26 protein-coding genes are annotated in these 25,794 nt (G+C 34.3%); 4 read left to right on the top strand and 22 right to left on the bottom strand.

Annotation, left to right across the window (positions count from 1 at the left end; all coding sequences use genetic code 11):
• Positions 1–3: 3 nt before the first annotated feature.
• From galE to MK403_RS06130, 16 genes are all read right to left on the bottom strand, one after another.
• The gene (galE, locus tag MK403_RS06205; RefSeq protein ID WP_268709293.1) at positions 4–1,017 is read right to left on the bottom strand and encodes a UDP-glucose 4-epimerase GalE; all 1,014 of its coding nucleotides are present in this window, start codon (positions 1,015–1,017) and stop codon (positions 4–6) included.
• 12 nt (positions 1,018–1,029) lie between these two features.
• Positions 1,030–2,505 carry a UDP-glucose--hexose-1-phosphate uridylyltransferase gene (gene galT / locus MK403_RS06200; protein WP_268709292.1) on the bottom strand — a complete coding sequence of 492 codons (1,476 nt, stop codon included), beginning with the start codon at positions 2,503–2,505 and terminating at the stop codon, positions 1,030–1,032.
• A gap of 16 nt (positions 2,506–2,521) precedes the next feature.
• Positions 2,522–3,160: a phosphate signaling complex PhoU family protein gene (locus MK403_RS06195; protein WP_268709291.1), complete on the bottom strand. Its 639-nt coding sequence runs from the start codon at positions 3,158–3,160 to the stop codon at positions 2,522–2,524.
• Entirely contained in the window at positions 3,160–3,894 is a 735-nt protein-coding gene (locus MK403_RS06190; protein WP_268709290.1) for a PP2C family serine/threonine-protein phosphatase, read from the bottom strand. Before MK403_RS06190 ends, MK403_RS06195 begins: the two co-directional genes overlap by 1 nt.
• Positions 3,881–5,974, bottom strand: coding sequence for a glycosyl hydrolase family 28-related protein (locus tag MK403_RS06185; protein WP_268709289.1), 2,094 nt, complete (start codon positions 5,972–5,974; stop codon positions 3,881–3,883). Before MK403_RS06185 ends, MK403_RS06190 begins: the two co-directional genes overlap by 14 nt.
• 834 nt (positions 5,975–6,808) lie before the next feature.
• Complete coding sequence (locus MK403_RS06180; protein WP_001080185.1) at positions 6,809–7,099, bottom strand: DUF5960 family protein; 291 nt, start codon at positions 7,097–7,099, stop codon at positions 6,809–6,811.
• The gene (locus MK403_RS06175) at positions 7,089–7,454 is read right to left on the bottom strand and encodes a hypothetical protein (protein WP_000981958.1); all 366 of its coding nucleotides are present in this window, start codon (positions 7,452–7,454) and stop codon (positions 7,089–7,091) included. Before MK403_RS06175 ends, MK403_RS06180 begins: the two co-directional genes overlap by 11 nt.
• On the bottom strand, positions 7,451–8,866 hold the full coding sequence (locus MK403_RS06170) for a Y-family DNA polymerase (RefSeq protein WP_250316010.1): 1,416 nt from the start codon (positions 8,864–8,866) through the stop codon (positions 7,451–7,453). Before MK403_RS06170 ends, MK403_RS06175 begins: the two co-directional genes overlap by 4 nt.
• 2 nt (positions 8,867–8,868) lie before the next feature.
• The gene (locus MK403_RS06165; RefSeq protein WP_268709288.1) at positions 8,869–9,552 is read right to left on the bottom strand and encodes a LexA family transcriptional regulator; all 684 of its coding nucleotides are present in this window, start codon (positions 9,550–9,552) and stop codon (positions 8,869–8,871) included.
• 263 nt (positions 9,553–9,815) lie between these two features.
• Positions 9,816–10,574 (bottom strand): type II toxin-antitoxin system toxin PezT, encoded by a 759-nt coding sequence (pezT, locus tag MK403_RS06160; RefSeq protein WP_268709287.1) that lies wholly within the window; start codon positions 10,572–10,574, stop codon positions 9,816–9,818.
• Positions 10,574–11,050: a type II toxin-antitoxin system antitoxin PezA gene (pezA, locus tag MK403_RS06155; protein WP_000579606.1), complete on the bottom strand. Its 477-nt coding sequence runs from the start codon at positions 11,048–11,050 to the stop codon at positions 10,574–10,576. Before pezA ends, pezT begins: the two co-directional genes overlap by 1 nt.
• A 69-nt stretch (positions 11,051–11,119) precedes the next feature.
• Positions 11,120–11,392 carry a hypothetical protein gene (locus MK403_RS06150; protein ID WP_000495440.1) on the bottom strand — a complete coding sequence of 91 codons (273 nt, stop codon included), beginning with the start codon at positions 11,390–11,392 and terminating at the stop codon, positions 11,120–11,122.
• 37 nt (positions 11,393–11,429) lie between these two features.
• Entirely contained in the window at positions 11,430–11,813 is a 384-nt protein-coding gene (locus MK403_RS06145; protein WP_000159212.1) for a DUF5945 family protein, read from the bottom strand.
• Entirely contained in the window at positions 11,810–12,043 is a 234-nt protein-coding gene (locus MK403_RS06140) for a DUF5965 family protein (RefSeq protein ID WP_000152421.1), read from the bottom strand. The genes MK403_RS06145 and MK403_RS06140 overlap by 4 nt, the downstream gene beginning before the upstream one ends.
• A gap of 50 nt (positions 12,044–12,093) precedes the next feature.
• The gene (locus MK403_RS06135) at positions 12,094–13,179 is read right to left on the bottom strand and encodes a toprim domain-containing protein (protein WP_268709286.1); all 1,086 of its coding nucleotides are present in this window, start codon (positions 13,177–13,179) and stop codon (positions 12,094–12,096) included.
• Between the two features lie 9 nt (positions 13,180–13,188).
• Positions 13,189–13,830, bottom strand: a complete 642-nt coding sequence (locus tag MK403_RS06130) for a peptidylprolyl isomerase (protein WP_261044535.1) — start codon at positions 13,828–13,830, stop codon at positions 13,189–13,191.
• 159 nt (positions 13,831–13,989) lie between these two features.
• Between MK403_RS06130 and MK403_RS06125 the strand changes: the two genes are divergently transcribed.
• Positions 13,990–14,187, top strand: coding sequence for a hypothetical protein (locus MK403_RS06125; protein ID WP_096422013.1), 198 nt, complete (start codon positions 13,990–13,992; stop codon positions 14,185–14,187).
• A gap of 13 nt (positions 14,188–14,200) precedes the next feature.
• Here the strand turns inward: MK403_RS06125 and MK403_RS06120 are convergent, their stop codons facing one another.
• From MK403_RS06120 to MK403_RS06095, 6 genes are all read right to left on the bottom strand, one after another.
• On the bottom strand, positions 14,201–14,497 hold the full coding sequence (locus MK403_RS06120; protein ID WP_075567415.1) for a DUF5966 family protein: 297 nt from the start codon (positions 14,495–14,497) through the stop codon (positions 14,201–14,203).
• 13 nt (positions 14,498–14,510) lie between these two features.
• Entirely contained in the window at positions 14,511–14,795 is a 285-nt protein-coding gene (locus tag MK403_RS06115; protein ID WP_000969635.1) for a DUF5962 family protein, read from the bottom strand.
• 74 nt (positions 14,796–14,869) lie between these two features.
• Positions 14,870–21,076: a DEAD/DEAH box helicase family protein gene (locus MK403_RS06110; protein ID WP_268709285.1), complete on the bottom strand. Its 6,207-nt coding sequence runs from the start codon at positions 21,074–21,076 to the stop codon at positions 14,870–14,872.
• 47 nt (positions 21,077–21,123) lie between these two features.
• Positions 21,124–21,534 (bottom strand): cell envelope biogenesis protein OmpA, encoded by a 411-nt coding sequence (locus tag MK403_RS06105; protein ID WP_268709284.1) that lies wholly within the window; start codon positions 21,532–21,534, stop codon positions 21,124–21,126.
• 198 nt (positions 21,535–21,732) lie between these two features.
• Entirely contained in the window at positions 21,733–22,374 is a 642-nt protein-coding gene (locus MK403_RS06100) for an ABC transporter ATP-binding protein (RefSeq protein ID WP_000571298.1), read from the bottom strand.
• 1 nt (position 22,375) lies between these two features.
• Positions 22,376–24,397 carry a bacteriocin-associated integral membrane family protein gene (locus tag MK403_RS06095; RefSeq protein ID WP_268709283.1) on the bottom strand — a complete coding sequence of 674 codons (2,022 nt, stop codon included), beginning with the start codon at positions 24,395–24,397 and terminating at the stop codon, positions 22,376–22,378.
• Between the two features lie 297 nt (positions 24,398–24,694).
• Between MK403_RS06095 and MK403_RS06090 the strand changes: the two genes are divergently transcribed.
• The 3 genes from MK403_RS06090 to MK403_RS06080 are packed head-to-tail and all read left to right on the top strand — an operon-like array spanning position 24,695 to position 25,788.
• Positions 24,695–24,958 carry a hypothetical protein gene (locus MK403_RS06090; RefSeq protein ID WP_142324050.1) on the top strand — a complete coding sequence of 88 codons (264 nt, stop codon included), beginning with the start codon at positions 24,695–24,697 and terminating at the stop codon, positions 24,956–24,958.
• 55 nt (positions 24,959–25,013) lie between these two features.
• A complete protein-coding gene (locus MK403_RS06085) occupies positions 25,014–25,178 on the top strand; it encodes a hypothetical protein (RefSeq protein ID WP_167350217.1) in 165 nt (54 codons plus the stop codon).
• A 1-nt stretch (position 25,179) separates the two neighbouring features.
• On the top strand, positions 25,180–25,788 hold the full coding sequence (locus MK403_RS06080; protein WP_268709282.1) for a hypothetical protein: 609 nt from the start codon (positions 25,180–25,182) through the stop codon (positions 25,786–25,788).
• Positions 25,789–25,794: the final 6 nt, after the last annotated feature.

The following is a 25,794-nucleotide window of genomic DNA, read 5'->3' as shown; positions in this document are numbered from 1 at the left end:
TTATTATTTATTGTATCCATTAGGATTTTTTGATTGCCAATTCCATGTATCTCTACACATATCTTCGACCGTTTTTGTAGTCTTCCAATTTAATTCCTTATACGCCTTATCTGCATTTGCATAACAAGTCGCAACGTCCCCAGAACGTCTTGGAACAATTTTATAAGGGATCGGAACCTTATTAACACTTTCAAATGTATTTACAAGTTGTAATACACTAGTTCCCTCTCCTGAGCCCAGGTTATAGATATAAACATCTGTTTGTTCGGATACTTTTTCTAAGGCTTTGATATGACCTATTGCCAAATCCACTACATGGATATAATCGCGAACACCAGTACCATCTACCGTATCATAATCATCTCCAAAAACACTTAGCTCTGGTCGCTTACCTACCGCTACTTGTGCAATAAAAGGCATTAAGTTGTTAGGAATGCCTGATGGATCTTCTCCAATCAACCCCGACTCATGAGCACCAATCGGATTGAAATAACGAAGCAACGCAATACTCCACTCTGAATCTGCTACATGAACATCTTTTAAAATCTGTTCAAGCATCACTTTGGTGTATCCATAAGGATTTGTTGCACTTGTCGGCATTGTCTCAACGAGGGGTGATTGATTGTGAATACCGTATACAGTTGCACTCGATGAAAATACAATCTTTTTAACATTAAACTCTGACATCACTTGAACAAAAGCTAATGTACTCATAATATTATTTTCGTAGTACATTACAGGCTTTTGCACGGATTCGCCGACAGCTTTGTATCCTGCAAAATGAATTGCAGCCTCAATAGATTCTTGTTCAAAAACTTTTCTCAATCCTTGTTTATCACAAACATCTAATTCGTAAAACGCAGGACGTTGCCCTGTAATTGCTTCAATACGATCTAATACTAAAATACTTGAGTTTGAAAGGTTGTCGACAATAACGACTTCCTTACCTAAATTTAGTAATTCTACTACGGTATGGCTACCAATATAACCAGCTCCGCCTGTTACCAATATTGCCATTTTTACTTCCTCCTAATTAATTCCAACCGATTTAACAAATCTCATAAATGCTTCATGTCCGGTTTGAGTATTCTTATAAACACCTGCATCTTCGAGAACTCTCGCAAATACTTGCCCTACTTCATTTTGAACTACGCTATGAACCTCCTCCTCTTTAAGTCCAGGATATTTTTCTTTCAATTGAACGGCCCATTCTAAATGATAATCAGCAATTTCGTTATCTTTTCCTAAAAGATATTTCTCAACTTCTTCTAACTCTGTTTTCAAACGAGGTGGTAAAATCGCAAGTCCCATCACCTCAATTAACCCGATGTTTTCCTTTTTAATATGTTGTACATCTTGATGAGGATGGTAAACACCATCTGGGTATTCTTCAGTAGTATGATTATCTCTCAAAACAATATCCAATTCATATCTCCCATTCACTTTACGAGCAATAGGAGTCACCGTATGGTGTGGAATATCTTCAGTCTTAGCAATGATGTTTACGTCTAAATCTGAATATTCTCTCCAGATATCTAGGATTTTAGTGGCTAATTCTACCAAACGATTTTTATTTTCACCTTGTAGCCTAATCACTGACATCGGCCATTTTATAATCCCAGCTTTAATATCCTCAAAGTCTTTAAAAAGAAATTCTCTCTCAAATTTTGCTTTTTCCATTGGGAAAATATGTTTTCCTCCCTGGTAGTGATTATGACTAAGGATAGATCCTCCTGAGATAGGAAGATCAGAATTTGAACCAGCAAAATATCCTGGTAAAATATCAACAATCTCCAATAATTGTTCAAATGTTTTAGACGTAATAGCCATTGGTACATGTTGACTATTCAAGAATATCGCATGCTCATTAAAATATGAGTATGGAGAATACTGGAACCCCCATACTTCGTCTCCCAGTTCCAATCGAATAATTCTATGATTAGCACGTGCTGGATAATTTATTCTCCCCTGATAACCTTCATTTTCCATACAAAGTAAACATTTTGGATAATTAGATGACTTTACCAATTTCTCTGCCGCGATTGTTTTCGGATCTTTTTCCGGTTTTGATAAATTGATTGTAATTTCAAGTGAACCATAATTAGTTTCAGTATGAAAAGCTATATTTTTAGAGATAGCTGACAATTTAATATAGTCGCTATCTTTACTTAGCTGATAGAACTCTTCAACTGCTTCCTGTGGCGAAACATCATATGAACTCCAAAAAATATCATTAAGGCGACTTGGTAATGGAACGATGAAATTCATCAGCTCTGCACCTAAACATTCCTTTGCCTCAGCTAAATCAGCAATTTTACCATTCTTTAAAGCTATTTCTACTAAATCGTCTTTTAATTTTTTAAGATCACTATCATTTGAAATCTTATCAGTTCCTTCTTCCCCGATTAAGGCCAAAACTCTATTTTTTATATATATCTGGTCCATCGGTTTATAAATTCCATATTCAATAACTCTATTAACAAAATTATCTACTATTGTCTGCATATTTACTCCTCTTTATCTATAATACTCCTCTTTCCTGATAATCTAACCATTTATAAATAGATTGTGTTGTATGGGATATCTTATCAAGAATATTAACAACTTCTAAAAATACAATAGCTTCATCAACATTTTTGGGTTCAATAAGAAAATTCTCTACTGCTTTATCTCCTAGTTTTTGACATAGACCAGATATCAACTTACATTTTTTATTATAGTCATATACGTCAGGTTCATAGTTTCTATTCTTATACCATGTTAGAGTTTTCTTTAAGTGATCCCCTAGAATAAAATGTATTTTTAGCATTTCATAAAATAATGGTCCCCATTCATGCATTGTATGAATATTTTTTAATTTCTTAACTATTTCAATGATTCGATCACCAATACGTTCAATATCTGTAGATAATTTTACTATAGTTATAATTTTTCTCAAATCAACAGAAACAGGATGTTGTAAACAGATTAGTTCGATTCCTTTCATATCTATTTCAACAACTGCTTCATTGATAACTAAATCATTATCTACAATACTTTGTTTTTGAACTTCGGTTAGAGTGTCAAATATTATTTCATACTTTTTTATTATAGAGTCCCATATATCTTCTAGATTGTTTGACAATTCAATGATTTCATTGTCAAAATTGCTTCTCAACATTATCTAACCTCAATAATCAAAATACTTGCATCATCTTTTTTTCCATAAATAGGATCAATATTTCTAGATTTTTTTCTTATTTCAATCAATTCTTCAAAAGAGTAGCCTGAATTTTGAGTATAAAAGTCGTAAAAACCATCAGTCATTAAAACAATATGATTACTAGTTACTTCCAAACTACCATTTAAAACATGATTTATACTACTTTTGTCTAGTGAACCTATCCAATATCCTTCTGGTTTATTAGCTAGCTTCCTAATATTTTGTAATATTGTCTTTTTATCAACTTCATGATTAGATTTGATTGCAAATTTTCCTTGCTCAAAAAGACAATCTACTCTATGATCTGTAATCACTTGATTGTTGACTATCATAACACAATCGCCAACCATTATGTATTCTAATTTTAAACCGGATAATTTTGCAAAAATAAAGGCAAATGTTGGCAACTGGGAATAATCATCAAACTCACACTTATCTATCTTAATTCTTTTTCTAACGTCATCTAAAGCAAGCTCGAAAATTTTCTTCAATGATAAAGAATCGTTACAATACTGCTTGAGACACTCAGAAATAAGATGAGATACTTCTGAAACTGAATAACCTATAGAGTCTTTTGCATTAAATAAATCTGTTGCTCCATCTATAATCCAGAAATATTGGTTTTTGTAATCTACGCTATCTTCGTTCTCTTTAGCGCTACCTTGTATTGAGCAAATTCTATCTATCTTCATAACGACGTTTTAAACTCCATTGTCCAAATAGAAGGCAAATTCCAAATACAGTTATAACCATCTCAGCCATTTTATTTAATCCAGTTTTTGGTAATGCATGTTGATTATCTTTTACCTTCACTACTTCACTAATATTGGTTACATCATCTTGTTTTTGTGAAATTTCTACTGTTACTACATTATCTGAATCATGATTTGATTTTTCAATTTTATCATCTACACTATTTGCTGAGTAATTATTAGCTAAATTATTTTTGTTTTCAACTACAGGTTTTAATTCCTCCACATGATTATCTGAGTGGTTATCTGAATTTTGAGAAAAGATTTTATAACTTTCATTCTCAGTTATAATATTAAAATCACCAACATTATTATTTGTGTCTGAACTAGTCCCTTTAAAATCTGTTTTAAGTAAAGAAACGTGATTTCCTGTTAAATTGGAAAGTTGATTATTTAAGACAGTGATACTTCCAGCAGATTCTTCAATTACGATTCCGTCTTTACCGCCTGAAATGATATTATCAGACACTACCAAATTGTCGCTGACTCTTAACATTTCAATGTTTGGCTGTTCAGTATTTTTCGAATTATTATGAATGATATTCTTTGTTACAGTAATATCAGACACTTTTCCAAGATAGTCTGCACTATCTTTTGCAACACGTATTGCTTTTGTTTTAGCATCAGCAATATTAAATACATTTTCAGTAATAGTCACATGTTTATTCAGATCTAATACGTCTTTAACATTTTTATAACTATAAGCATTAACTAAAGCAGCACCATTTTCACGATAGTGTTCACTTTCCTCTTTAGTTTTCTTATCAAACCTATTTCCTTTTATTAAAATATCAGTAAATCCTGTAAAGCGAACACCCGCATACATCATATTATCAAAATGATTATTTAGAATTTTAATATTTGAAGGATTTTCAGTTGTTGCAGTTTGATAATGTGTCCCAATTGCAGTTACTAATTCACCTGATTTTTCACTTTTACCAAAATAAGAATTTTGAATCGTTACATTTTCAGATTTTTGACCATTATCATTTAATGCATATGGAAAGCCTTTTCTGGTTAATGGCTCTATTTGAATAGACTCCTTACTGATGATCTGACCATCCTTCATAGTCTTAGGAAGAGCTTGTCCCAAAAAACGAGAGTTATCTACTAGTACATTTTTTGAACCTGCAATTTGAATGGCATGCCCCTGATAGCTATCTTTAAAGGTAACATTACTTATTGTTACGTTTTTTGAATTTCCTATAGCAAAGGCTCCTGAAGAATTAATCAAAGGGAGATTCTTAGCTTTTGTCCTCTCTTCATTCAAAGCTCCGTTCATATCAATTGTTCCACCAGAGTAACTGATATCTTCAGTTGGTTCCCACTCAACTTGATCTCCATCGTCAGTGAATAAACCTGTCATGAATACAATAGAAGGATGATTTTTGATATTGATACCATTTAATATGGTAGCTTTTTCATGTACTTCTAGGTGTGTATGACTTCTCAAAAAGACAATCTCTTTAACTAAATAAGTCCCCTCAGGAAAATATACTTTCCCTCCACCTAATCCTTTAGCAGCTGCATCTATTGTATCCTGAATTGCTTGTCGGTCATCATTAACCCCATCGCCTACTGCACCATAATCTTTTACATTTAAAGCAATTTTTTCAAAATCTTTTTTTATAGTGCTATCATTTACAATATCTTCTTTACTATTCTTACTTTCATTATTAGATTTTTCTATAGATTCAACAGTTTTATTATCTTGTGAATCAGAATGAATAGTATTATTAGAGTTATCACGATTAACACCTGACAAACTATCTAAATTATTAGTAGATGAATTAGTATCGATACTTCCAATAGAATCATTATTAGAAATATTTTGAGAGTAGCCTAAATCATTGGTAGTTACATTAGAAATCTCTTTTGTATCAATCTGTGATGTAGTAGTACCAACTTCATCAGCTAAAATACTTTGGCTTCCAAAAATTGAAATAGCCAATAAAACTGAGCATGTTCCAACTTTCAATTTACGAATGCTAAATACTTCATTATGAAAAATGTGTTTCATAAGGACCTCCAATATTTTTATTAATTTACAATTTATTATTACTTTTCTTAAAATAGAGAAAATGACACCGCTGTCATTATCTTTATCATATATTTTCTAATTTGAATTGTCAAGAAATAACACAATAAAATACAACATTTTTGAAAACGCAATCATATTTAAATTTTTATATCTAATCAATATATACAAAAAATTTTTTTAACTTCTTCCAATATTTCTAGTTTGAGATAATAGTTTCATTGTTTCGAAAAAATCTTCTAAAATATCACTAAATTCTATTTAATAAAAGTCGTAATCTTTTAATTATAATTTAAAATCATGACCATCCGTCAAACGGGTGATCTGTGCTAGGGCTATAAGTTCAGATTACTAGCTAGCGTCTAAAGACGCTGGCTTTCACTATGTGACTATTAGTCCGTCTCACACCTAGCGGAGCGAGACGGACTAATAGTCACGTAAAAAGTCTTTAAAATAAAAAAACGCATATTATCAGGTATCTAAAACCTTAATAATATGCATTCTTGTGGAAAGATTTACTTCATTTTCTCCTCAAATTGAGTTTTACCCAGCCTCCAGTATTGTTATAGAATTACTTAGAGTCCTAATTTTTCCTTTATAATCATGTCAAACGAAATAGTTAATTCATCGCCTCCTATTATTTTTTTGGATGTTATCAATATTAGAATGAGATAGTTTTTAATTATAGTATTAAAACAGTCGTGATGTTTTTTAATTTATTTATTCAACTACTATATTTCTTGTTTCACAATTAAAATTATTTTATTAATCTTTAATTTTATCTATTGATTTTTGTTTTCAATTGTTCAATAATTTTCATAAACTAAAGCAATGTCTCTGATATTCATACTGCCTAATCCCACTACTATCTTTATTCATCTTGATAGAAAAAACAAAGTAATGGTCCCGACCGTCTAAAGATTTACTTTTGTCAAGTTTAAAATAATGTTTTTGAGACATAGCCATTGTGCGTAAAATATCATCGGTAATAAATGTTAATGGTATATCTAAAGCAGAATACTTGTAAAAATCTGACTCAAATCGTAAATAAGAATCAGAAAAATAATCTAGCTGCAATTTATCGTCATATAATTCTTTACGATTCATGTAATTCCTCACCTTCTATCTGGATATCAAGTATATCTAACCATTCTAATCGAAGAAATCCAATGTCTGATTTTATAGATATAAACTCTTTCCCAATTTCTTTAACAATACCCGATACTACTTTTCTTCTATTTGAGTGCTTAAAAATAAACGTTGCAGGGAATGTATTCGTATAAAGTTGACGAACAAGTAAAACTTTCACTTCCATTGATAAAGTAATTGAGACATCTTCTTTATTTTTTTCTTCCCAAAGAGAACTTGAATGTTCTGACAAAAAGAATCCCATCCACTTAGCCATCCCACGATCTTGATACTCTCTTGCAGATAAAAACGGCAAATAAGAACGATTCATCATTTTAGCCCATCTAATCCTCCAGCTGAATGACCACCAATGAGTTTACTTCTTGCAATTGTTCTAGAAGCCTGATCCAGGGCATTTCCTTTCAATAGTGAAGTAAAACCAAATTCTGTTCGAATAGCATCGATTGCGGACTGGAGCCTTTCTTCTTTTTCTATTTTCTCAATATCATCAAATAATGAAATCAATCCAAAGGATTCATCTACTAAACCAGAATAGTTAACCGCAACATTCCTAATAGCTCCTGAAGTATATTTAGTGTTAAATAACTTTAAAACGTAATTTGTCAGTAATGCTGTTTGATTGGTCGGTTCAATCTTCATTTGAGTATGAATAGATCGTTTCTGTTCTACTTTAGAATATCCTAAGTGTATAGAAACCACAGTCGCTTTTTTACCAGCTCTTCTCAATCTAACTGCAACTTGTTCTGCCATTTCACGAAGTATAATTTCAATATCTCTTTGTTTGACATAATCTCTAGGTAAAACTTGAGAGTTCCCTATCCCTTTTGACTTCGGCTTATAAGGTTTATGAACATTACTTTCATCAATACCATTAGCGTGAAACCACAACTCTAGTCCCATAATCCCAAGCTCTTTTTTAATCAAGTCAGGATTAGCCTGTGCCAATTCTTTAATCGAAAAGATACTTAGATTATGTAATCTCTTCTCCATTCTATTTCCAATTCCCCAGAAATCTGTCATTTTAGGAATAGCCCATACTTTCTTTTCTATATCCTCATAGGACCAATTAGCTCTCATTGTCGGAGTCTTTTTAGCTTCATTATCAAGTGCCAACTTAGCTAATAAGGGATTGGCGTTAGACATACCTACCGTTGAATAGATTCCTGTTTTTCTCCAAATCTTTTTTTGAATAGCAGCCGAGATAATATCTAATTTATCTTTCCGACTAATACTTTTATCTGGCACAAAATAATTTAATGAACTTGTTAAATCAATAAATCCTTCATCAATTGAATAAGGATAAATATCGTCTGGTGCCGCAAAATCTTGAAAGATTTTTTGAATTTCCATATTGACTGCTATATAAGTATCCATTCTCGGAGGAACAATCACAGTTGATTTTGCCCATTCCTCAATAAAACGCACATAATCAATCGTTGTCGGTAAACCTTGCTTCTTAGCGTTATAGTAAGAGAACTTCCTAGTTTTTACATCAAATGGTAAATCATAGGAACGTCCAACGTTTGATTTTCCAAAGACCTTTTTAAACATAGGAGAGGAAGCAAGGATTAACCCGGCAGAATTATCTGCACGACTCATAACACAAAGCGAAGTCTTAAGTGGATGTAAGCCTCTATCGACACACTCTACACTTGCGTAAAAAGATTTCATATCAATAAATGCAACGTCACTCTTTGGTTCGAGACTATAATCAAACCAAGTCATACTCAATCCTCTAAAGGCATAAAGTTTCCAACGATTTTCCCTATGATACGAGGATTCTCATCATAAGGCGCAAACTTATCTGAATAGTTCCGATTGAGTGAAACTAATCGAAGCCCATTTTCTTCACGATACACTTTCTTAATATAGGTTTGACCATCCCAATCTATCGCATAGATAACCCCGTCATAATCAAATCCCGTTTGCTTAATAAGGGCTACCGAACCATTTTCATATGTCGGTTCCATTGAATTACCAAACACCCACGATGCAAAATCATAATCAAATTGATGATCGAAGTAAACTGTATCGTAATTACCATCATCAAAATAAGCTGTTCCTGTACCAGCTGATAATTTTTCGTAGACCTTATAGGCAAAACGCTGAGGAATGTCTACAACCTTTGCATTCTGTTTGTTCAACAATTCTGTAGCATAATGAAGTGTTGCTTCTTGATTCCTTTCCGTTAGTTTGAGATAGATTTCAACTATTTCATACTCTGATTCAAAATATCGAAGATCTACATTCAAAATCTCACTCAATTTGCTTAAATTGTTTTGATTAGGCTTTGTTTTACCTGATTCCCAATTAAAGTATGAGGCTCTACTAATTCCCAAACTGGATGCAAGTTGAGATTGAGATAATCCTTGACTTTCTCTTTTTCTTTTTAATTTAGTAGGTGAAAACATTTATTCTCCTTTTGTAAGTTTATTAACTAACAAAAGGATACCATAGCTTGTTGAAAAAATCAAGAGTTTAATAACCCTCAAGATTTAAAATAATCATAAACTGCGCTAAATTCGTACTTTTATTGTTAGGAAATCATCACTGAAGAATGCTAAAACTTTTGAAAAAATATGAAGAAGAAAATAGAGAATATAAAAAAGAATCGTTATTTTTTAATTAACGATCCAATAGACTTTATTTTAAAAATCTAACTCTACAAACCATTTCAATTAGTTAAATCTTTCAATCTTTCTTCTCCAGATTTAAGCATCTCTTTCTCCACTTGATTCCATTCTCCAAATAGTAAATCATGAAGAACGGTTGCTGCTGAAGTTGTATTTTCTTTTGAATCATATACACAACTTCTATCTCGTTGGTAAATTTGAATTCTTTCAAAGATAGCTAGTTCTTCCAATTGCCGTGTATTATCAACTAGATGATTTACAATGAAATCATGATGTTCTTTTGGAGTTGCACGTGCTTGATTTGGATTGATAGCGTATAGTTCTTCATATCGGATAAGGGTGCTCAGATAGGACAGCTTAGGCTTTGTCGCAATCAAGGCTAATTGTACTTCATATCCCCTACTTTTCAAGAGTTGTGCTGTTTTCTTTGGAACATCAATCGTTCGTAAAGTTCCCTCTATCAAAAGATTGTATCCCAAATGACTCAATTCTGTTACTAAAGACTCTACCATTTTCCCTGCAAAATCTTTGGTGTATTCTACACTATCTTTGCCATATTCTTGCTGCAGTCCTGAATAGTGTGGATGCTGAGAACGAAAACTATCACCATCTATGATAACAATATTTCCTTGAAATTCTTTCTGTTTAATACGATGAATTGTAGTCTTACCAGCACCACTTTGCCCTCCAAGCAAAATTGCTATAGGTTGCTTACTGGACTTTTTTCCTCTTGTCAGTGAACGAAGATTCCGTGCTAGAGCATGTTTGAATTCACTATCAGTATAATCTTGGATTTCCATTAGGCTACCATCCGTTTTTCAGACATCTCTAACATACGTTCAATTCCATCCAAATAGCCGCTATACCTCTCAATTTCATCAAAATTTTCTACTAAATAGATATTCGTATGAATCAAGTCAGATAGATCATCACTCATTAAAATCCAAGGATTAGATTCATCATCAATACTAATTCCCTGACTATCTTGATAACGATAGAGTCGAGATAATAGATTAGCACCTCTTTCTTTCACAATTTCAATTTTTAAAGTCAATTCATAATCTTCAACAGGATTGAGCATTTTATCTTCTCCTACAATATCGACATAAGATACATTAAACTTCTGACAAATGATGTCTATTAATTCGGTAGAGACTGAACTCGTTCCATTTTCATAACGACTCAGACTATTTCGTGAAATACCTACAATCCGTGCAAATTCGAGTTGTGTTAAGTCATGTGTTTTACGTAAGGATTTTATGTTCTTTCCAATCATGGCAAACTCCTTTCATTTGATAACACCATTATAACATTTAGAAAAAGTAAATGCACCATTTTTGGTGCATTATTTATTGTTTTTTCTAAATCTCTCTAAATTCTTCTCCAATTGTTCCTTATGAAGTTGATTCTTAGCTTCCTTTAATGTGTCGTCCAATGTTTCTTCCCTATAAATTGATTCTGTTTTTACTTGTTCTGATTCTTGATCTGGAGTGAAAATGATATCTAGCAGTCGGTCTATTTTTTCAAGATCTTGGACAGACATATCAGATAGTCTATGAATTAGCTTCTTAAATACATCACTATTGTCGTGATTTTTCTTAAAAAATGTTGTAAACATCTATAACCTCTCAAAAAAAGCAGCCTATCAGGACTGCTTAGTGTAATTCGGAAATCGCATCATAAATGGACTGCAATTTCTTATTGTCTTTATTCTTAGTGTCAATCAAAGTATGTAGCTCTTCAATTTTCTTTTGACTGCTTTGAATATCACTATTGTTATCCGCAATAAGTCTTTTAAGATGTTGCTGATAACTTGTAGTGATATCTGTCTCTTTTCCTGTTCTAACCTCTGTAACTTTGGGTTTAGAACTAGGATTTGATTCCGTTACAGGTGCTTGTTTGCGCTTTTGAAAAGCTGCTTCATAATTTACATCATTACCTCCTTGATGATTTCCAAATAAGGCCGCAATTTTATCTGGATCTTCTTGATTTTCTGATTTACTTTCTAATGGTTGATTAAAATTCCAATCTTTTGTCATTCACTCATTTCATCCTTTCTAGATTCAGAATCATCGAATTGTCTTTCTTTACCAAAGGCATGGTCAAGAGCTTCTTCAAAACTCATGTGACTGATGCTTTGACGCCTTTTGAACGTCGCAAACATCGCTGTCTCCAGTTGTTCTTTGTAAGCAGCTAGTTTTTCTGTCTCTCTTGCTACCTTACTTTCTTGCCTAGTGACCTTTTCTTCTAAGCGTTCGATTATGGTCATATACGATCCTCCTTCATTTTAATATTAGCTAAAACATCTTGATTTTGTTATCACAATTCTAAACATTGAGAGGTTTGTCTTACTGGCTGATTCCCAAATGTCTCTTTTGCAGACTCAAGCATCAATTGTAAATCTGATTTGTTTTCTCTAAGGACATCATTCCAGTCTCGTTTTTCTTTCCCAGATTCATTATCAGGCAAATCCAGTAAAACAGGAAATCCTGATTGAGATAACTTATCAGAAAATTCTTTACCTGCATCATCACAATCTACCGCAAGTGTCAATAAATCAGGATGATTATCAAAATAGCTGGTGGTATCACGAATTGTATTGATTAAAGGCAATAACTTTGAAGGTATTACTGTATCCAAAAATTCCAACTTCTGATTTTCTTCAGCTATCAGTCGTAAAGTTTGATAAGCAACAATAGACCTTTTTAATCCTTCCATAGATACCAAACGAACATCAGATAGACTTTGTTGATGAAGCTCGTAATAGCTCATCAAGTCGACGAACGATTCACAAAAGACCAGTCTATTTGGTTTACCAATATCAAAGGATATTCCAATATGTCCATGGCTTCCTTTTAGAATCGTTTTCAGCCTCTCTCTAGGAAGAGAGTGATTCTTATAAATCCCTTGTAGGCTTGCCGCCTGCAGTTTGTGACGATGATCAAAACTTTTAAAAACAATAACAGGTTCAACTGTTTCATTTGTTTTCCAACTGGCTTGTGTAATCAGACCTTGTTGAATCATCTTTTGTACGATTTCTTCTGAGATTCCTCTACATTCTGTTAAGTAATATCTGGTCAAACGACAGTCAGAATCTTCTATTGACTTTAAAGGATAATAAAATGGTCTCTCTCTTTTTTCTTGAACAATGCCTTTTTGAAAAGGTTCTTCAGAAAGAAAAGATAGAGCTTCTCTAAAAGAAATTCCTTTAACTAGGCGAACAAAATCAATAACATCACCTTGAATATCTCTTGAAAACCATTTAAAAGTATTAGTAGTTGAAAAAATCCGAAATGAATCGTGTTCAGGATGTTCATATACACTGCTCGAAACTTGTTTAAAGGAGATACCTAAACGATTGGCTACATCAAGAATTGAAATTTGCTTACATTCCTCTATATTCATAAAACATCATCATTTTGTCGTAGTATTTGGTAGTGATGGAACTGATGATGATTCTTCTAAAGTTTTGGAAGTTGCCTTATCTAAATCATCCAACCCAGATTTCCAAACCTGTACTTGATTGACCAATAACTTACCAGGTAGTTTCGAATAAGACAACTTAACCGTTCTGGTTTCTGTTTGATTGGTCTTTGATTGGTTGGCATTCTTTAAATCAGATACATAGGTTACATTATAAGAGACCATGGCAATGGCTTGATTCGTAGTCTGATTAACAAAGATATCAGCTTTTTCAAAATGATAATCCAAAATATAATCCTTATACACTTGGTTCATGGCATCATTTTGACTTGACAATTCTTGAGAATAAGCTGATTCAGTCATATAAGGTTGAATACGTGTATTATTTTCCCCTAGTTTTTCTTTCGTATAGTACTGTGTCAAAAATTCTTTTACAGTATCCGATGACAAAATACTTGCTTTATCTTCTGCTTGTTTGTCCTCTACAAGTTTAGCTGCAGCTAATTCAATCTCTTTACGACTTTGTTTAGCAGTCGAGTGTTGACCAGCAGTATATCCCATCATGAGAATAAAGCTAGTTGCAGCCACTGCTCCAACACTAATTAAGGCTTTAGTTTTGACTTTATTTAACATCTTAGACCTTCTTTCTATAAAAACTAGGTCAAGAATAACAAAAAGGACTTGTAAGTTTTATCACACCATAATAAAAGGTGATTCCTACATTTAAGAAGCAAAATCGTACAGTTCAGAGAAAAATATCAAAACTATCTGTCTTCAGCTTATAATGTAACTATGAAAAATTCAAAAGAAGAAAATTTGAGAAGAGCTCTTTCTCATATTGAACGACATAAACAAGCCATAAATACAAGTAATAACAGTGAGGATAATGATTTTCATAAATTACTGCTCCAATTTAGCTATGAAGTATATGAAAGAATCAAGGCTAATAAAAAACCTTATCCGAATTTAGATTCAGATAAAGTTTTTTAACCATCTAACAAGTTTACATACTTTTCTTAGTTTTGGAGTTTATGAAACGCCAACTGAATCCTAGAACCAACATCAGATTGATGAAAAGGTACACAGCCGTAAAACTAGTTAAACCATGTTGTCTGATATCATCAAAGTATAAAGTCGGTTCAGTAAAGAACAGATAAATTCCATAGACCTCCACGAAAATAAGAAAACTGATAAAACCAATAAGGAAAAGTCCACTGGCAATAAGAAAGAGTCTCCATAAAAGAATGAGAATTCCTCCTACTGCTAAAAAAATTACTGGGATAAGGAGTAAATCATTCATGACTTTCTCCTTTCTAGTCAATCAATTGACGATAATGGGTGGCAAGAGAGGAATCAAACTCTTCTAATTTTTGAACTAAGTCCAAATACTCCTCTTTCTCATGTTCTTCAAAGTCCACACCTCGATGATTCTGAAGAGCGATTTCCAATTGACTAGTAAGTTCTCGTATAGAAAAGCTGTAATCGCCTGTCACTTCCTCATAATGTTCCTTTAACTCCTTATAGGCTTGGTATTCTTCAGGTGTTTGAAATCCCTGTACCAAAGCCTCTTCTAATTGATAATAGGTATCTTCCATCATAATCGTTACCTCGTTTCTTTCTATCTTTATTCTACCGCGCTTTTCTTTTCTTGTCCGCTATTTATATATATTTTTTAATCTAATTCAAAAGAAAGTTGTTCTTGCTTTTCTTTTCCTTTTTCGTGGAATTGTCGTAAGGCCTGATCAATAATATCTAAATCCGTTTCTGTTTCAATCAATGGCGCGAGTACATCGTATTCGGCCTTTTTAGTTTGATAATCCTCTTCCTTTGGAAAATTTTTCTCAATTTCTACCTTAGCAGTAGTCCATTTATCCTTTAATTCATCCAATAAGTTCTGAGTTTTCACTTGGTCATCTTTAATGTGGTCTATCGTATGTTGGAGTCTTTGAATTGTCCCCAAAGGAGAATACAAGTCTAAACTGACAGAATACTGATTTTCTCCTACAATCTTAACAGAGAAAGTTTCAGGAAGAGGTTGATTTGTTGGAAGACTAAGCATTTTAATGTCAAATCCTCGATAACTGCCTAGGGTACGGAATTCTTTGCTGTCACCTTGATTATGACGGATAAGACGGTGTAGGGATTCCCCTGCTTCAGCTCGTTGATCAAAAGCTTGCTTGCCTACCGTCATAGAAAACACCTGGTCTTTCGACATTTCCGACTGTTGAATGTCGCCTTCATACTTGCTTAATCGTTTCTCAAGAATGGGCATATTTTCTTCACAGTAAGAGATTGTATGACGATAGTGATCCTTGCTGCGTTGAAAGGCACGTCTTTGATTTTCTAATAGAGTTAGATCATTCTCTAGTTCCATCTTATATTTGAGATAAGGATTACCTGTTGCTAGTGCCTTAAAATCAGAAGCTGTCATGGTCTGCTCATCAATGTCTTCTGCAGCACGAATCGGCTCCTTAGAAGTCATAATCTGCTTAATATAACGGAGTTTGTTCTCCTGAGTTGCCCATAGATAATTATCAAACGAACCTTTGGTAATGTAGTGGTAAATATCCACTTCCTTGTTTTCATTTCCCTGTCGGATAATCCGTCCATTGCGTTGCTGAATGTCACTTGGTCTCCACGGTACATCCAGGTGATGAACTGCTTTCATCTTGCTCTGAACATTTAAACCTGTTCCTCCTTTTTCAGTTGAAGCAAGGAGAATCCGCACCTCTCCTGCATTGACCTTTCGAGACAAACTATTCTTCTTTTCATCACTATTGGCATCATGTACAAAGGCAATTTCTTTACTAGGGATTCCTCTATCAACTAATAATGCCTTAATCTCAGAATAAACATCAAAGCCATTGTCCTTTTTCTTAGGTGTGCCAATATCTGAAAAAATCATCTGAGTAGCCTTATTTTCCATTCCTTCTCGATAAATTCTCTCAACATTATCCACTACCTGAAGCAGTTTATGATTGTCTGCTAGACTATAACTAGAGTCCAATAAACGCATATCAATAGCTAATTTTCGTGCCTCACCCGTAATTTTTAACATGTTATCCTGGCTTGGATCAACTGTTCCACATTTAACCGCATCTGATCTCATAACTAATTCTTCTAAATAGAGTTTCTGGTTTTCAGTTAACTCACTCTCAATAGGGATAATACGAGCTTCTGGAACAGGTAAATCTAACATATCTTGTGTTTGAATGTCGGCTGTTTCTTTATAGATTTTCATCAACTCAGGTAGATTGACAAATTTTTTAAATCGTTTCTTAGGTTGGTACTTATCCCCTGTAGGAGCTAATTCCATAGAGTTTTGGATCTCTCCAAAAGCACCTACCCAAGAGTCAAAATAATCAACTTGATAGCGTTTTAAGATATCCGGTTGAATGTAGTTCATCATAGTATACAACTCACTAATTGAATTTGAAACAGGTGTTCCTGTCGCAAAAACAATATTCTTAAAATCATGTTCTTCCTGAATCTGTCGCACCTTCATTTCCATATCCACATTCTTCTTAGACGTTGTATTGGTAATCCCTGCTACATTTCCAAGGCCGGTAATCGGACGAATATTTTTAAAGTGATGTGCTTCATCCACAAAGAGAAAATCAATTCCTAAGTTCTCAAAATCAATAAAACTATCACGATTAAAGCGTTGGAGTTCTTCCAATTGTTTCTCTAGACCACTTATTGATTGCTCTGCTTCTTTAACGGTATACTTATTTTCAGAATGTGTTTTAATCTCTCGTAGTTCATTGAGTTTATCCTCTATATAATTCATCTGTCTTTCCTTACTGACAGGGATTTTTTCAAATTGAGAATCCCCAATAACAATGGCATCGTAATCTCCTGTAATAATACGTGACACAAATTGTTTTCTTCTCGCCTTCACAAAATCTTTCTTAGTGGTCACAAAGACCTTTTTAGTAGGGAAAAATTTCATGATTTCTTGGCCAAACTGAGCAGACAAACTAGAGGGCACCACATACAAGGGCTTATGAACCATCCCCAACTCCTTTAATTTAAACCCAGCACCAAGCATGGTCAAGGTCTTTCCTGAACCTACCTCATGAGCTAATAAGGCTCTTTTTTCTTCTACAATTCTTTGAATGGCATTCTCTTGGTGAGGGCGAAGACTGATGTTTTGTGCCAAGCCATCAATGACTAGATGGCTACCGTCATACTCTCGACTAACCGTTCGATTATAAATACGATTATAGCTTTCCTCAATGACCTGTTGGACTTCTGGATACCGTGAGACAAATTCTTGAAAGAGCTCTTGTAAATGCTGCTCTTTTGCTCTTAGAACAGAGGTTTTTTCCAAATCTGTGATAGTCTTTTTCTTTTCTCCTTCCGTAACAGTCATGGTAATCGTCGGTTGGTTCGAATTAAGTAAATTCTCAAAAATCTTTCTTCCTGTATCATAACGTGACCCACTGACTCCAAGACTACTATCTTTGGCACTTGGATAGCGATAAGCAAATGATGTCCTTAAATGAACCTGGCCATCGACAGGATTCACTTCAATGACTTGTTCAACATCTGGCGAAGACAATTCAAATTCACGATTGGTAAAACATTCAAAAGCAAATTTACCATAAACGGATTGAGGAATCCAACGTGACCCTATTTTAAACTCAATATCTGCCAGATGAATCCGTGGAGGGCGAACAGATTCTAACAAATCTAAAGCATGGTTCCAATCATATTCTTGGTTGTTTTCCTCTACTAATAGTTGAACTACTTCTATCTTGTTGAGAATGTCTCCTGATAAAAACTGGTTCTTAGAAAGATATTTTCTTTCTCCTCTTAAATAGCTTTCTGGATCCATTAAAATCTGGTCACCTAACTCATCTAAAATAGCAGCTTGGCTATGTTCGGGATAAATTGATACCATATAGTCTAAATCAACCCCTCTACCATCCGATAAACTAGAGTTTAAGGCATCTAGAGCCGTTGAGACTCTTGCGATCACTCTCTCTGGCCTAACCAATGCTTTCTGAAAGGCTAAAGATTTTTTATATTTTACTTTCTGATCTTTAGAATCGATGTATTCATCTTCTAAACTTGCTAGTAAAGAATACTTATCGTCACTATCAAATAAGTTCCGATTAACGGAAGCATTCAAGTATCCAAATTGACTTACAAAACGGTCATATTCACGATTGAGTTTACTAAGCAATTCCTGAAAATCAGCCCGACTATAATCTGGATGACGTTGAATTTCAATTAAGGATTGATAGGTCTCTCTCAAATCAACCATTCCCTTAATGCGACCAATGTCCTTATCCGATAAGGGGCTTTCATAAAATACAGTTTTTTTGAACAGTCCCTTATATTTCCCTCTTTTACTCGCTTCTTCTGACTTGTAAACATCTAGTGCTTCCTCATCTGTCAAATGAAGTTGCACGAATCGGTCTATTTTATGTTCAGACAAAGAACTATCCCAAGCTTTAAAATCTCCCTTCTCATCTACATAATAACTAATTTCGTCTACTTTTGAACTTTTCCGAATGCCATGCGTATCTCGGTAATAAATTTGATTTCCCTCATATCCAAAAGAATAGAGCGTTAAGTCCTCACGTATACGACTTGGGATAGAATTATCCACTTCTTCTTGGATAAAAACAGGTGCTTTCAAAGAATTGTCAATTTGTTTAGGTGCTTCTACATTCTCTAATGCTTTCATTATGTCAGTAGCTAATGTTTCTGATTCCCCCTTAACATTGAGGGTTCCTCCATTAAAATTACGTACCTCATATTGACCCAAAACTTGTGTATTGTATTTCCCATCAAAATAAGGATTGATCCAGACACGCTTATCCTCCTCAAAGGGAATAGAACCACTAAAAACAAGTTCCTCTTCATTAAGATTCTTTGCTTGATCCTTTTGAAAGAAGAGGAGGTCTGTGGTCACTCGAGTACCTGCAATCTTTTTAAAAGCCGTATCCGGCAAACGAACTCCCCCTAAAAAATTAGTGTTGGATTTAATCTCTTGTAAGACATTATCTGTCCGTTTATCCATTGTGCCAATAGAAGAGATAATCGAAACTTGTCCTCCATCTCTTACTAAATCAAGTGAGTGTTTGACAAAGTAATCATGAATCATATAAGGTTTATCATAGTTTTTATCTGCAATGCGAAAATTTCCAAATGGAACATTCGTTAAGACTAAATCAAAACTATTATTTTGATAGGAAACTTCTTCAAATCCTCGCACTTCAATATGGGTATTGGGGTGGAGTTGTTTTGCGATTGCGCCTGTCACGCTGTCTAATTCAACTCCATAGAGTTCTGACCTCTCTCGTATACTTCTAGGCATAGCCGCAAAGAAGTTCCCAGTCCCCATAGAAGGATCTAAAATCCTTCCTCCTTCAAAACCATCATCCAGTAATTTTTGCCAAATCTGGCGAATAATCATTGGGTCTGTATAATAGGCTGTAAGAGAACTTTGTTTCATGGTGGAGTATTCTGATTTACTTACTAAGCTCCTAAGAGTTAAACGTTCTGATTCGTACTTTGGATTGAGTTCATCGAAAAATTCATTGGCAAGACCACCCCATCCAACATACTTGGCTAGTAGTTCTTGTTCTTCTGGATTCGCTTGTCGTCCCTCTTTTTCTAATCTTTTAACAAGTTCAATTGCGGCGATATTCGTTTCAATCTTTTCTCGATTTGTCTTAGGATAAAAGTCCTCTAAGTCATCTGGAAAAACAAAATCTTGAACAGTAACATCCGTCTCTTCTATACCTGAAATTAAAGGTTTTGTTTCCTTTTCATTATCTTTTTCCAGGTAGGAAAACAAATCTATTTCCTGACTTTCACTTGATGGATCAATCTCAATCTCTGAATCTTCTTTTTCAAGTTCTACATGAGACAATACTTGTTCAATCTCTTCCAAACTGTTCAAGTATAAGATAGGATTCTCTTCAAATAACTGGTTGGAATCACTGAATAGTTCTAGGCGAACCAAGTCATTTAACTGAGCATTTTCAATCGAAACCAACTGAAATACTTGTCCTTTATAACTTACTTGTGAACCGATTGGATATTCCCTCAAAGCTTCTTCTACAATTTTATCGACATTAGAAAAAGAGTTCGTTTCTTCCGTTTCCTGTTCAATATCACTTGAAGGAGATAAAGATTCCTCTACTTGATTAGACTTTTCTCTTATAGCTTTCACTTCATCAAAATGAGTAATAATCTTCAGCTTTTGTGTCAGTGGGAGTTGTGTGTAGTTTTCTTCATGATGGACAAGATCCGTAACGGTATCTAAAGTAGCCATCAATTCTGAACCCAAATAGGCTAGAACATCTCCCTCTTTTTCTTCAAAATGAATCTCAAGAAGTTCTTTTTTTAGTTCTTTGGAATCAACCATTAGAAGAAATTCCTCTATATCTCTACTAATACGGTCAGATAGATTATTCGCAACCCGATAGACATTGACTAAATTGACATCCTGATTCTGATGAAATACAAGCTCACTTAATGGTGTTAGCTTCTCTTTTTCAGATTGGATATAAAATCGAGTGGAAAGGTTATAAGTTGCGACTTCTAGCACCAAGTTTTTCTCAAAATTACTTAATTGAGATAATTTACTTAGACCTGCTTGTCCAAATTTTCTTGTGTAACTTTCTAAATCTTGGTCATTATTTTCAGAACTGGCCTCTAGGAAAGAAACAATATCTTGATGAAACGAATAGACATGAGGTATCTCTTCTATTTTGCCCTCTTTAGTCAAAAAACTCTCTACCAAATCCTGCCATTTCTCATCAAAATGTTGCGCTTGATAACGAAGAAATAGGTCCATTTTCTCCCTATCTTTTGGAATTGTTCCACGAAACATAGCCAATAATTGCATTACTTCCATACTCACTCCTTTCATCTATACGAAAATAGGAGAATCACATGATTCCCCTACAACTCTATCTCCATTTCAACCTCTTGAGGACTGGTTTCTAAATCATTAGACAAAAGAGAAACAGAATCTGTTCTCATGTAGTAAGTATATAAGTCTTCTAGGTCTTGTTGGTTTTCAATCCCTGTTTCAATACTAATCAGAGCCTGTATAAATTCCTTGTAGTGACTCTCCATCATATCTGAAATCTTTTGTTTCATTTCCATAAATACTGAAGATGGTTCAGTTATACTTGTTTGGTCTATGTCTTGTAAATCCTTTTCTAAGGGATTGGTTCCTTCTTCTACTTCCACTAAATCTGAACGACCATCACCATCAGAATCTGCGCTAATAGGATTGGTTCCTAGCGCTAATTCTTGAGCATCAGTTAGTCCATCTTGATCCGAATCACGTTGATAAATGGCTTCCATATACTTCCTTCTTTCCTAGTTAATCTTTTTTCACTCCAATCCTACCAAATATTCCTTGAAAGAAGTATCACAACAAAAAAAGAGAACGAGCCAAAACTGCGTTCTCAAATAATATTGTGATTATAAACAAGTACTCCAGATTTTCGAAATTTATGCTGTATATAATCAAAAACTTTCTTATTGCTGAATCTTGCCATATCATCTATGTGATAAATCGGTAACTCGAATGACTTGGTCCACTTGCTCCCAAATAAGAGGATTGTGGGTCGCAATAATAATGGTTCGATTCGGATTTTTTAAAGATTCTAGGATAGAGAGTAATTCCTCAGAGTTTTTGGGGTCTAGCGAAGCGGTTGGTTCATCTGCAAGAATCAAAGGCGGATCCTTTAAAATTATCTTCGCTAGTGCAACACGTTGTGCTTCTCCTCCTGATAATTCAAAGATAGGTTGCTTTAAATCTAAATAAGAGAGGTTAACACGGTTTAGAGCTTGTTTCATCAAAGAGATTTTCTCTTTTTCTTTCAACTTATTACCAACTAAACCCAGATTGAGATTCTCTTTGACGGTTTGACTTTCAATTAAGCCAAAATCTTGAAATAAGTATCCTAAGTAATCTCTAAAGAAAACAGAAGGCTTGATGTCCTTAAGAGAAGTGCCATCATAGATAATTTCTCCATTGTCATATGGCTCTAATCGTCCAATCATATTCAAGAGGGTTGTCTTACCACAGCCACTTGTACCGATTAAGGCATAAATTTTCCCACCTTCAAATTGAAGATTAGTATCTGAAAATAGCTGACGGCTTCCAAATTTTTTAGATATATTCTTTAGTTCAATCATTCTATTTTCCTTTCATAATGGTCATAGAAACACGAGATTCTTTCTGTGCTTGACGGTAGAGAGTCAGTATAGCACTAACGAGGAAGATTGATAAAGTTAAAAATCCAATCACCACATCCCGACTAAACAAAATAAAGAGACTCGCACCGAATACAAAACTAGCAAATTGACTAATCATATACTGAGAGTGCGTTTCAAAAAATCGCAAACCAGAAATTCGTTTAATCAAAATCTCACGACGGAATTGTTCAAAATAAAGAAGATTCACAGAATAAAAGAGAAGCAAAGAACTCGCGATTCCAATAATAGCTCCTAAAATAAGGGTTAGAGTTTCTGTTTGAACCTCATAGTAACGTGCGAGGTAAACACTTCGTCCCTCCTTGAGGTAGGATACTTGATCATAAATTCCTGCATTTTTCAAGAGTTTAATCCCATCTTCATATCCTTTGACAAAGATATTCTTACCAGCATTAATAGACCAACTAGATAAGGATGTAAAACTATCACCTGTAGAAGTCGGCGTGAATACCACTAAAATCGGATCCGTCAAATACTGAGTTGACACGGGGTTCTCACCGTTATTATAAACAAATCGCTTTTCTCCCATTGAAATATAACTAACGTGCGCTTTCATCTCATAATCCAAAGGAGCACTTGCCTCCTCACCAGATTTTCCATAATAACTTAATTCTTCTTCAAAGATTTTTTTTAGTTCTGCTTCTTGAGAGCGCAAATGTTCTGGGAGCAAGAGGACAAACTCACCTTTTTGGAGATGGGCTAACTTCTGTTTGGTCTCAGCATCTACCACGACCTTTTCCTTCTCCAAATAACTGGGACTAACGTAGAGCGTATTAGCATTTGGGCTATAGGTATCTAGTGTCTCTCCCTGTTCATTTTTTCCTTGTGGATTGGCAAAATGGAGCAGGTTATCCTTTACATAAAGGGCTTGTTCTTCTTCGATTGCTTCCTTAGCAAAGGCATACCACTTGCTCTGATTTTCTGCATTTTTTCCTCTATCACCGAGCCCAAAGGAAATCTGGTAATAATCTGCTCGGTCTCCCCAAGCTTGCTTGGATAGCTGGAGTTCCTGTAAACGCTGGTATGAAGTCAAGCCAGTCTTGACTGCATAACCTACTGTAAAGACAGCAACCAACTGACATAGCAAGGTCAAGGTCATCAATCGTTTGAGGGGCAAACGTCCTTTTAACACAGGAACCAAAGCCTTGTAGCTCAAGCTCATCAAGTAGAGCAAGCTCAGTACGAGTGAAATTCCCAATAAAAAGAGAAGATAAAGCCCCACTCCGATACTAAAGGTTGCTAAAAGAACGGGATAAAAGAGTCCTTGGCCGAGGAGGACAGCACCTCCCGTTATAAGGGATCCCCCCCCAGCTAAGCAAAGCCACTTGACGTCATCGTATAAGGCGCTTCCTATAATGGACAAGAGGGACTGTCCTGAAAAAAGCTGAATCCCTGCAGCCCGCATCTCCTTAATCCGAGTGATAATCACCATAGCAAAAAAAGCTAATCCAAATATAGCTAAACTAATCAATAACAACGGATTTAAAGCAATCCAAAAAGCTAAAAGATACGGAGGAGTTTTGCGGTCTACAATCGCTTTATAACCTAAATCATCTAATTTTGCAGCTAATTTTTCCTTGGTCAATGAACCAGATAAGAGAAGGTAACTATTGAGAGGATCGCTCCGTTCTCGGCTTTCTTGGCTAGCCGCTTGAAACTCTTTTGGCAAGCCTCCCTGACCATAGGTCGCATAGGTGAAGTTGGTGCTTCCATCCTTACTCGGCTCTACTATCCGTCTTGCAATCAAACTCTGTTCTGAGTTTGCAAAATTCTCTAATTCCTGTTCAAATACCTCACGCGTTGGTTCCTGAGTATCCTTTTTGACACGAAGTAAGGAGACGGAATCATAGCTTGCATATAAATATTGTGGCGCACGTAAGACAATAATCCAAATAAAGAAAAAGCTGAGAAAAAAAGTTGATAGTAATATGAATAGTTTCTTCATTGTAGACTCCTTGTATAAGAGAATAACCCTATAGAACAAAGATTTTATGTTTTATAAATTCTTAGAATTATTTTCCTAGTTTAATCCATTACACCCTGAGCACCAAGACAACAAATTTAATCCTTCCTCGTTTTGAAAACGGTTTCTTATAACTTAAGTATATCACTTTCTATGTAATCTATCAACATATTTTACTAAAATATTATTAGTAATAGAATTTTACATTTTCTTTAAAAATAGATGTCATTAACGAATTTTATTCAAGTTTTTCCCATTCATATTATCCAAGAAAAAAAGATGACTTACAGAACCTGTAAGCCACCTAGTCAGTCGGTTTATTCTGGTGTCTGCCACCGCTTGGCCCTTACGTCCAAGATTGCTATCGGATTTTGTTCTGGTGTCCGCCACCGCTTGGCCCTTATGTCCAAGATTACTATCAGATTGACCATGAGCCGACCACTCATCTACACCATTATTCTAACGAATATGAGCTACAAACGCAAGAGAAAAACTTATTTTGGATTTATACACTATAGAAAACATACACTATCTTTAGATTGAACTTTTGTTCAAAATAAGCTATAATGAATTTAAGTAGAAACAGGAGGTAGAACAAATGGCTACAATCAGTTTAACACGTGATATAAAACTAACAAACGAAGATGCTCTAAAAATTCTTAATCATGAACCATCTAAAAAGCTACAAGCAGTCTTGAAATCTATTGAATCACAAGACGCTACCGCTCCAACGAAAAATAAACTCATTTTAAAGTATCTGTAAGATGACAATTCAAGTAACACCACTTAAGCAATATCTTGAAAATATTCAAGTGCTGGCTCCTGATAAAACTGAGAAACAAGTTCAGGAGCTATTTAAAACTATCATTTTAGAAAATGTTAATTTCAAAGATAATGAAGAGATGTTGACTTATCTATCTGATAAAGCTCCCAATTTTGAAAAACAACATCGTTCTCGTAATTTTATCGTTGAAGAAACTGAAACAAATAACATCATAGGATTCTTTAGTTTATCTCTCAAAGTTGTTGATATTTCTGATTTAGAGGAATCCTTAAAAAAGAAACTCGTCCTAAAAGGGAAAAGTCCCCAAAATATTGATTATCTCCCTGTGTTACTTATCGGTCAATTCGGCAAAAACACAAAACTAAATAAACTATCAGGACAAGAGTTATTTGAAATTGTAATTCAAAAAATTGAAGAATTTCGAGCAATTGTAGGAACTCAGATGGTATTTTTAGATAGTGTCAATCATCCTAAAGTCATTCAATTTTATGAACAGTTCGGATTTGTTACTTACAGTCAATTGATTAAAGACGATCATCAAGTAAGATATCAGCCTATGGCATTAAATATGTCACTCTATAAAAAATAAGAATCA

It is taken from the genome of Streptococcus oralis, from assembly GCF_026782285.1.
Taxonomy (GTDB): domain Bacteria; phylum Bacillota; class Bacilli; order Lactobacillales; family Streptococcaceae; genus Streptococcus; species Streptococcus oralis_CG.
The sequence above is the reverse complement of the archived record's forward strand: the minus strand, read 5'-3'. Positions and strand labels throughout refer to the sequence as shown.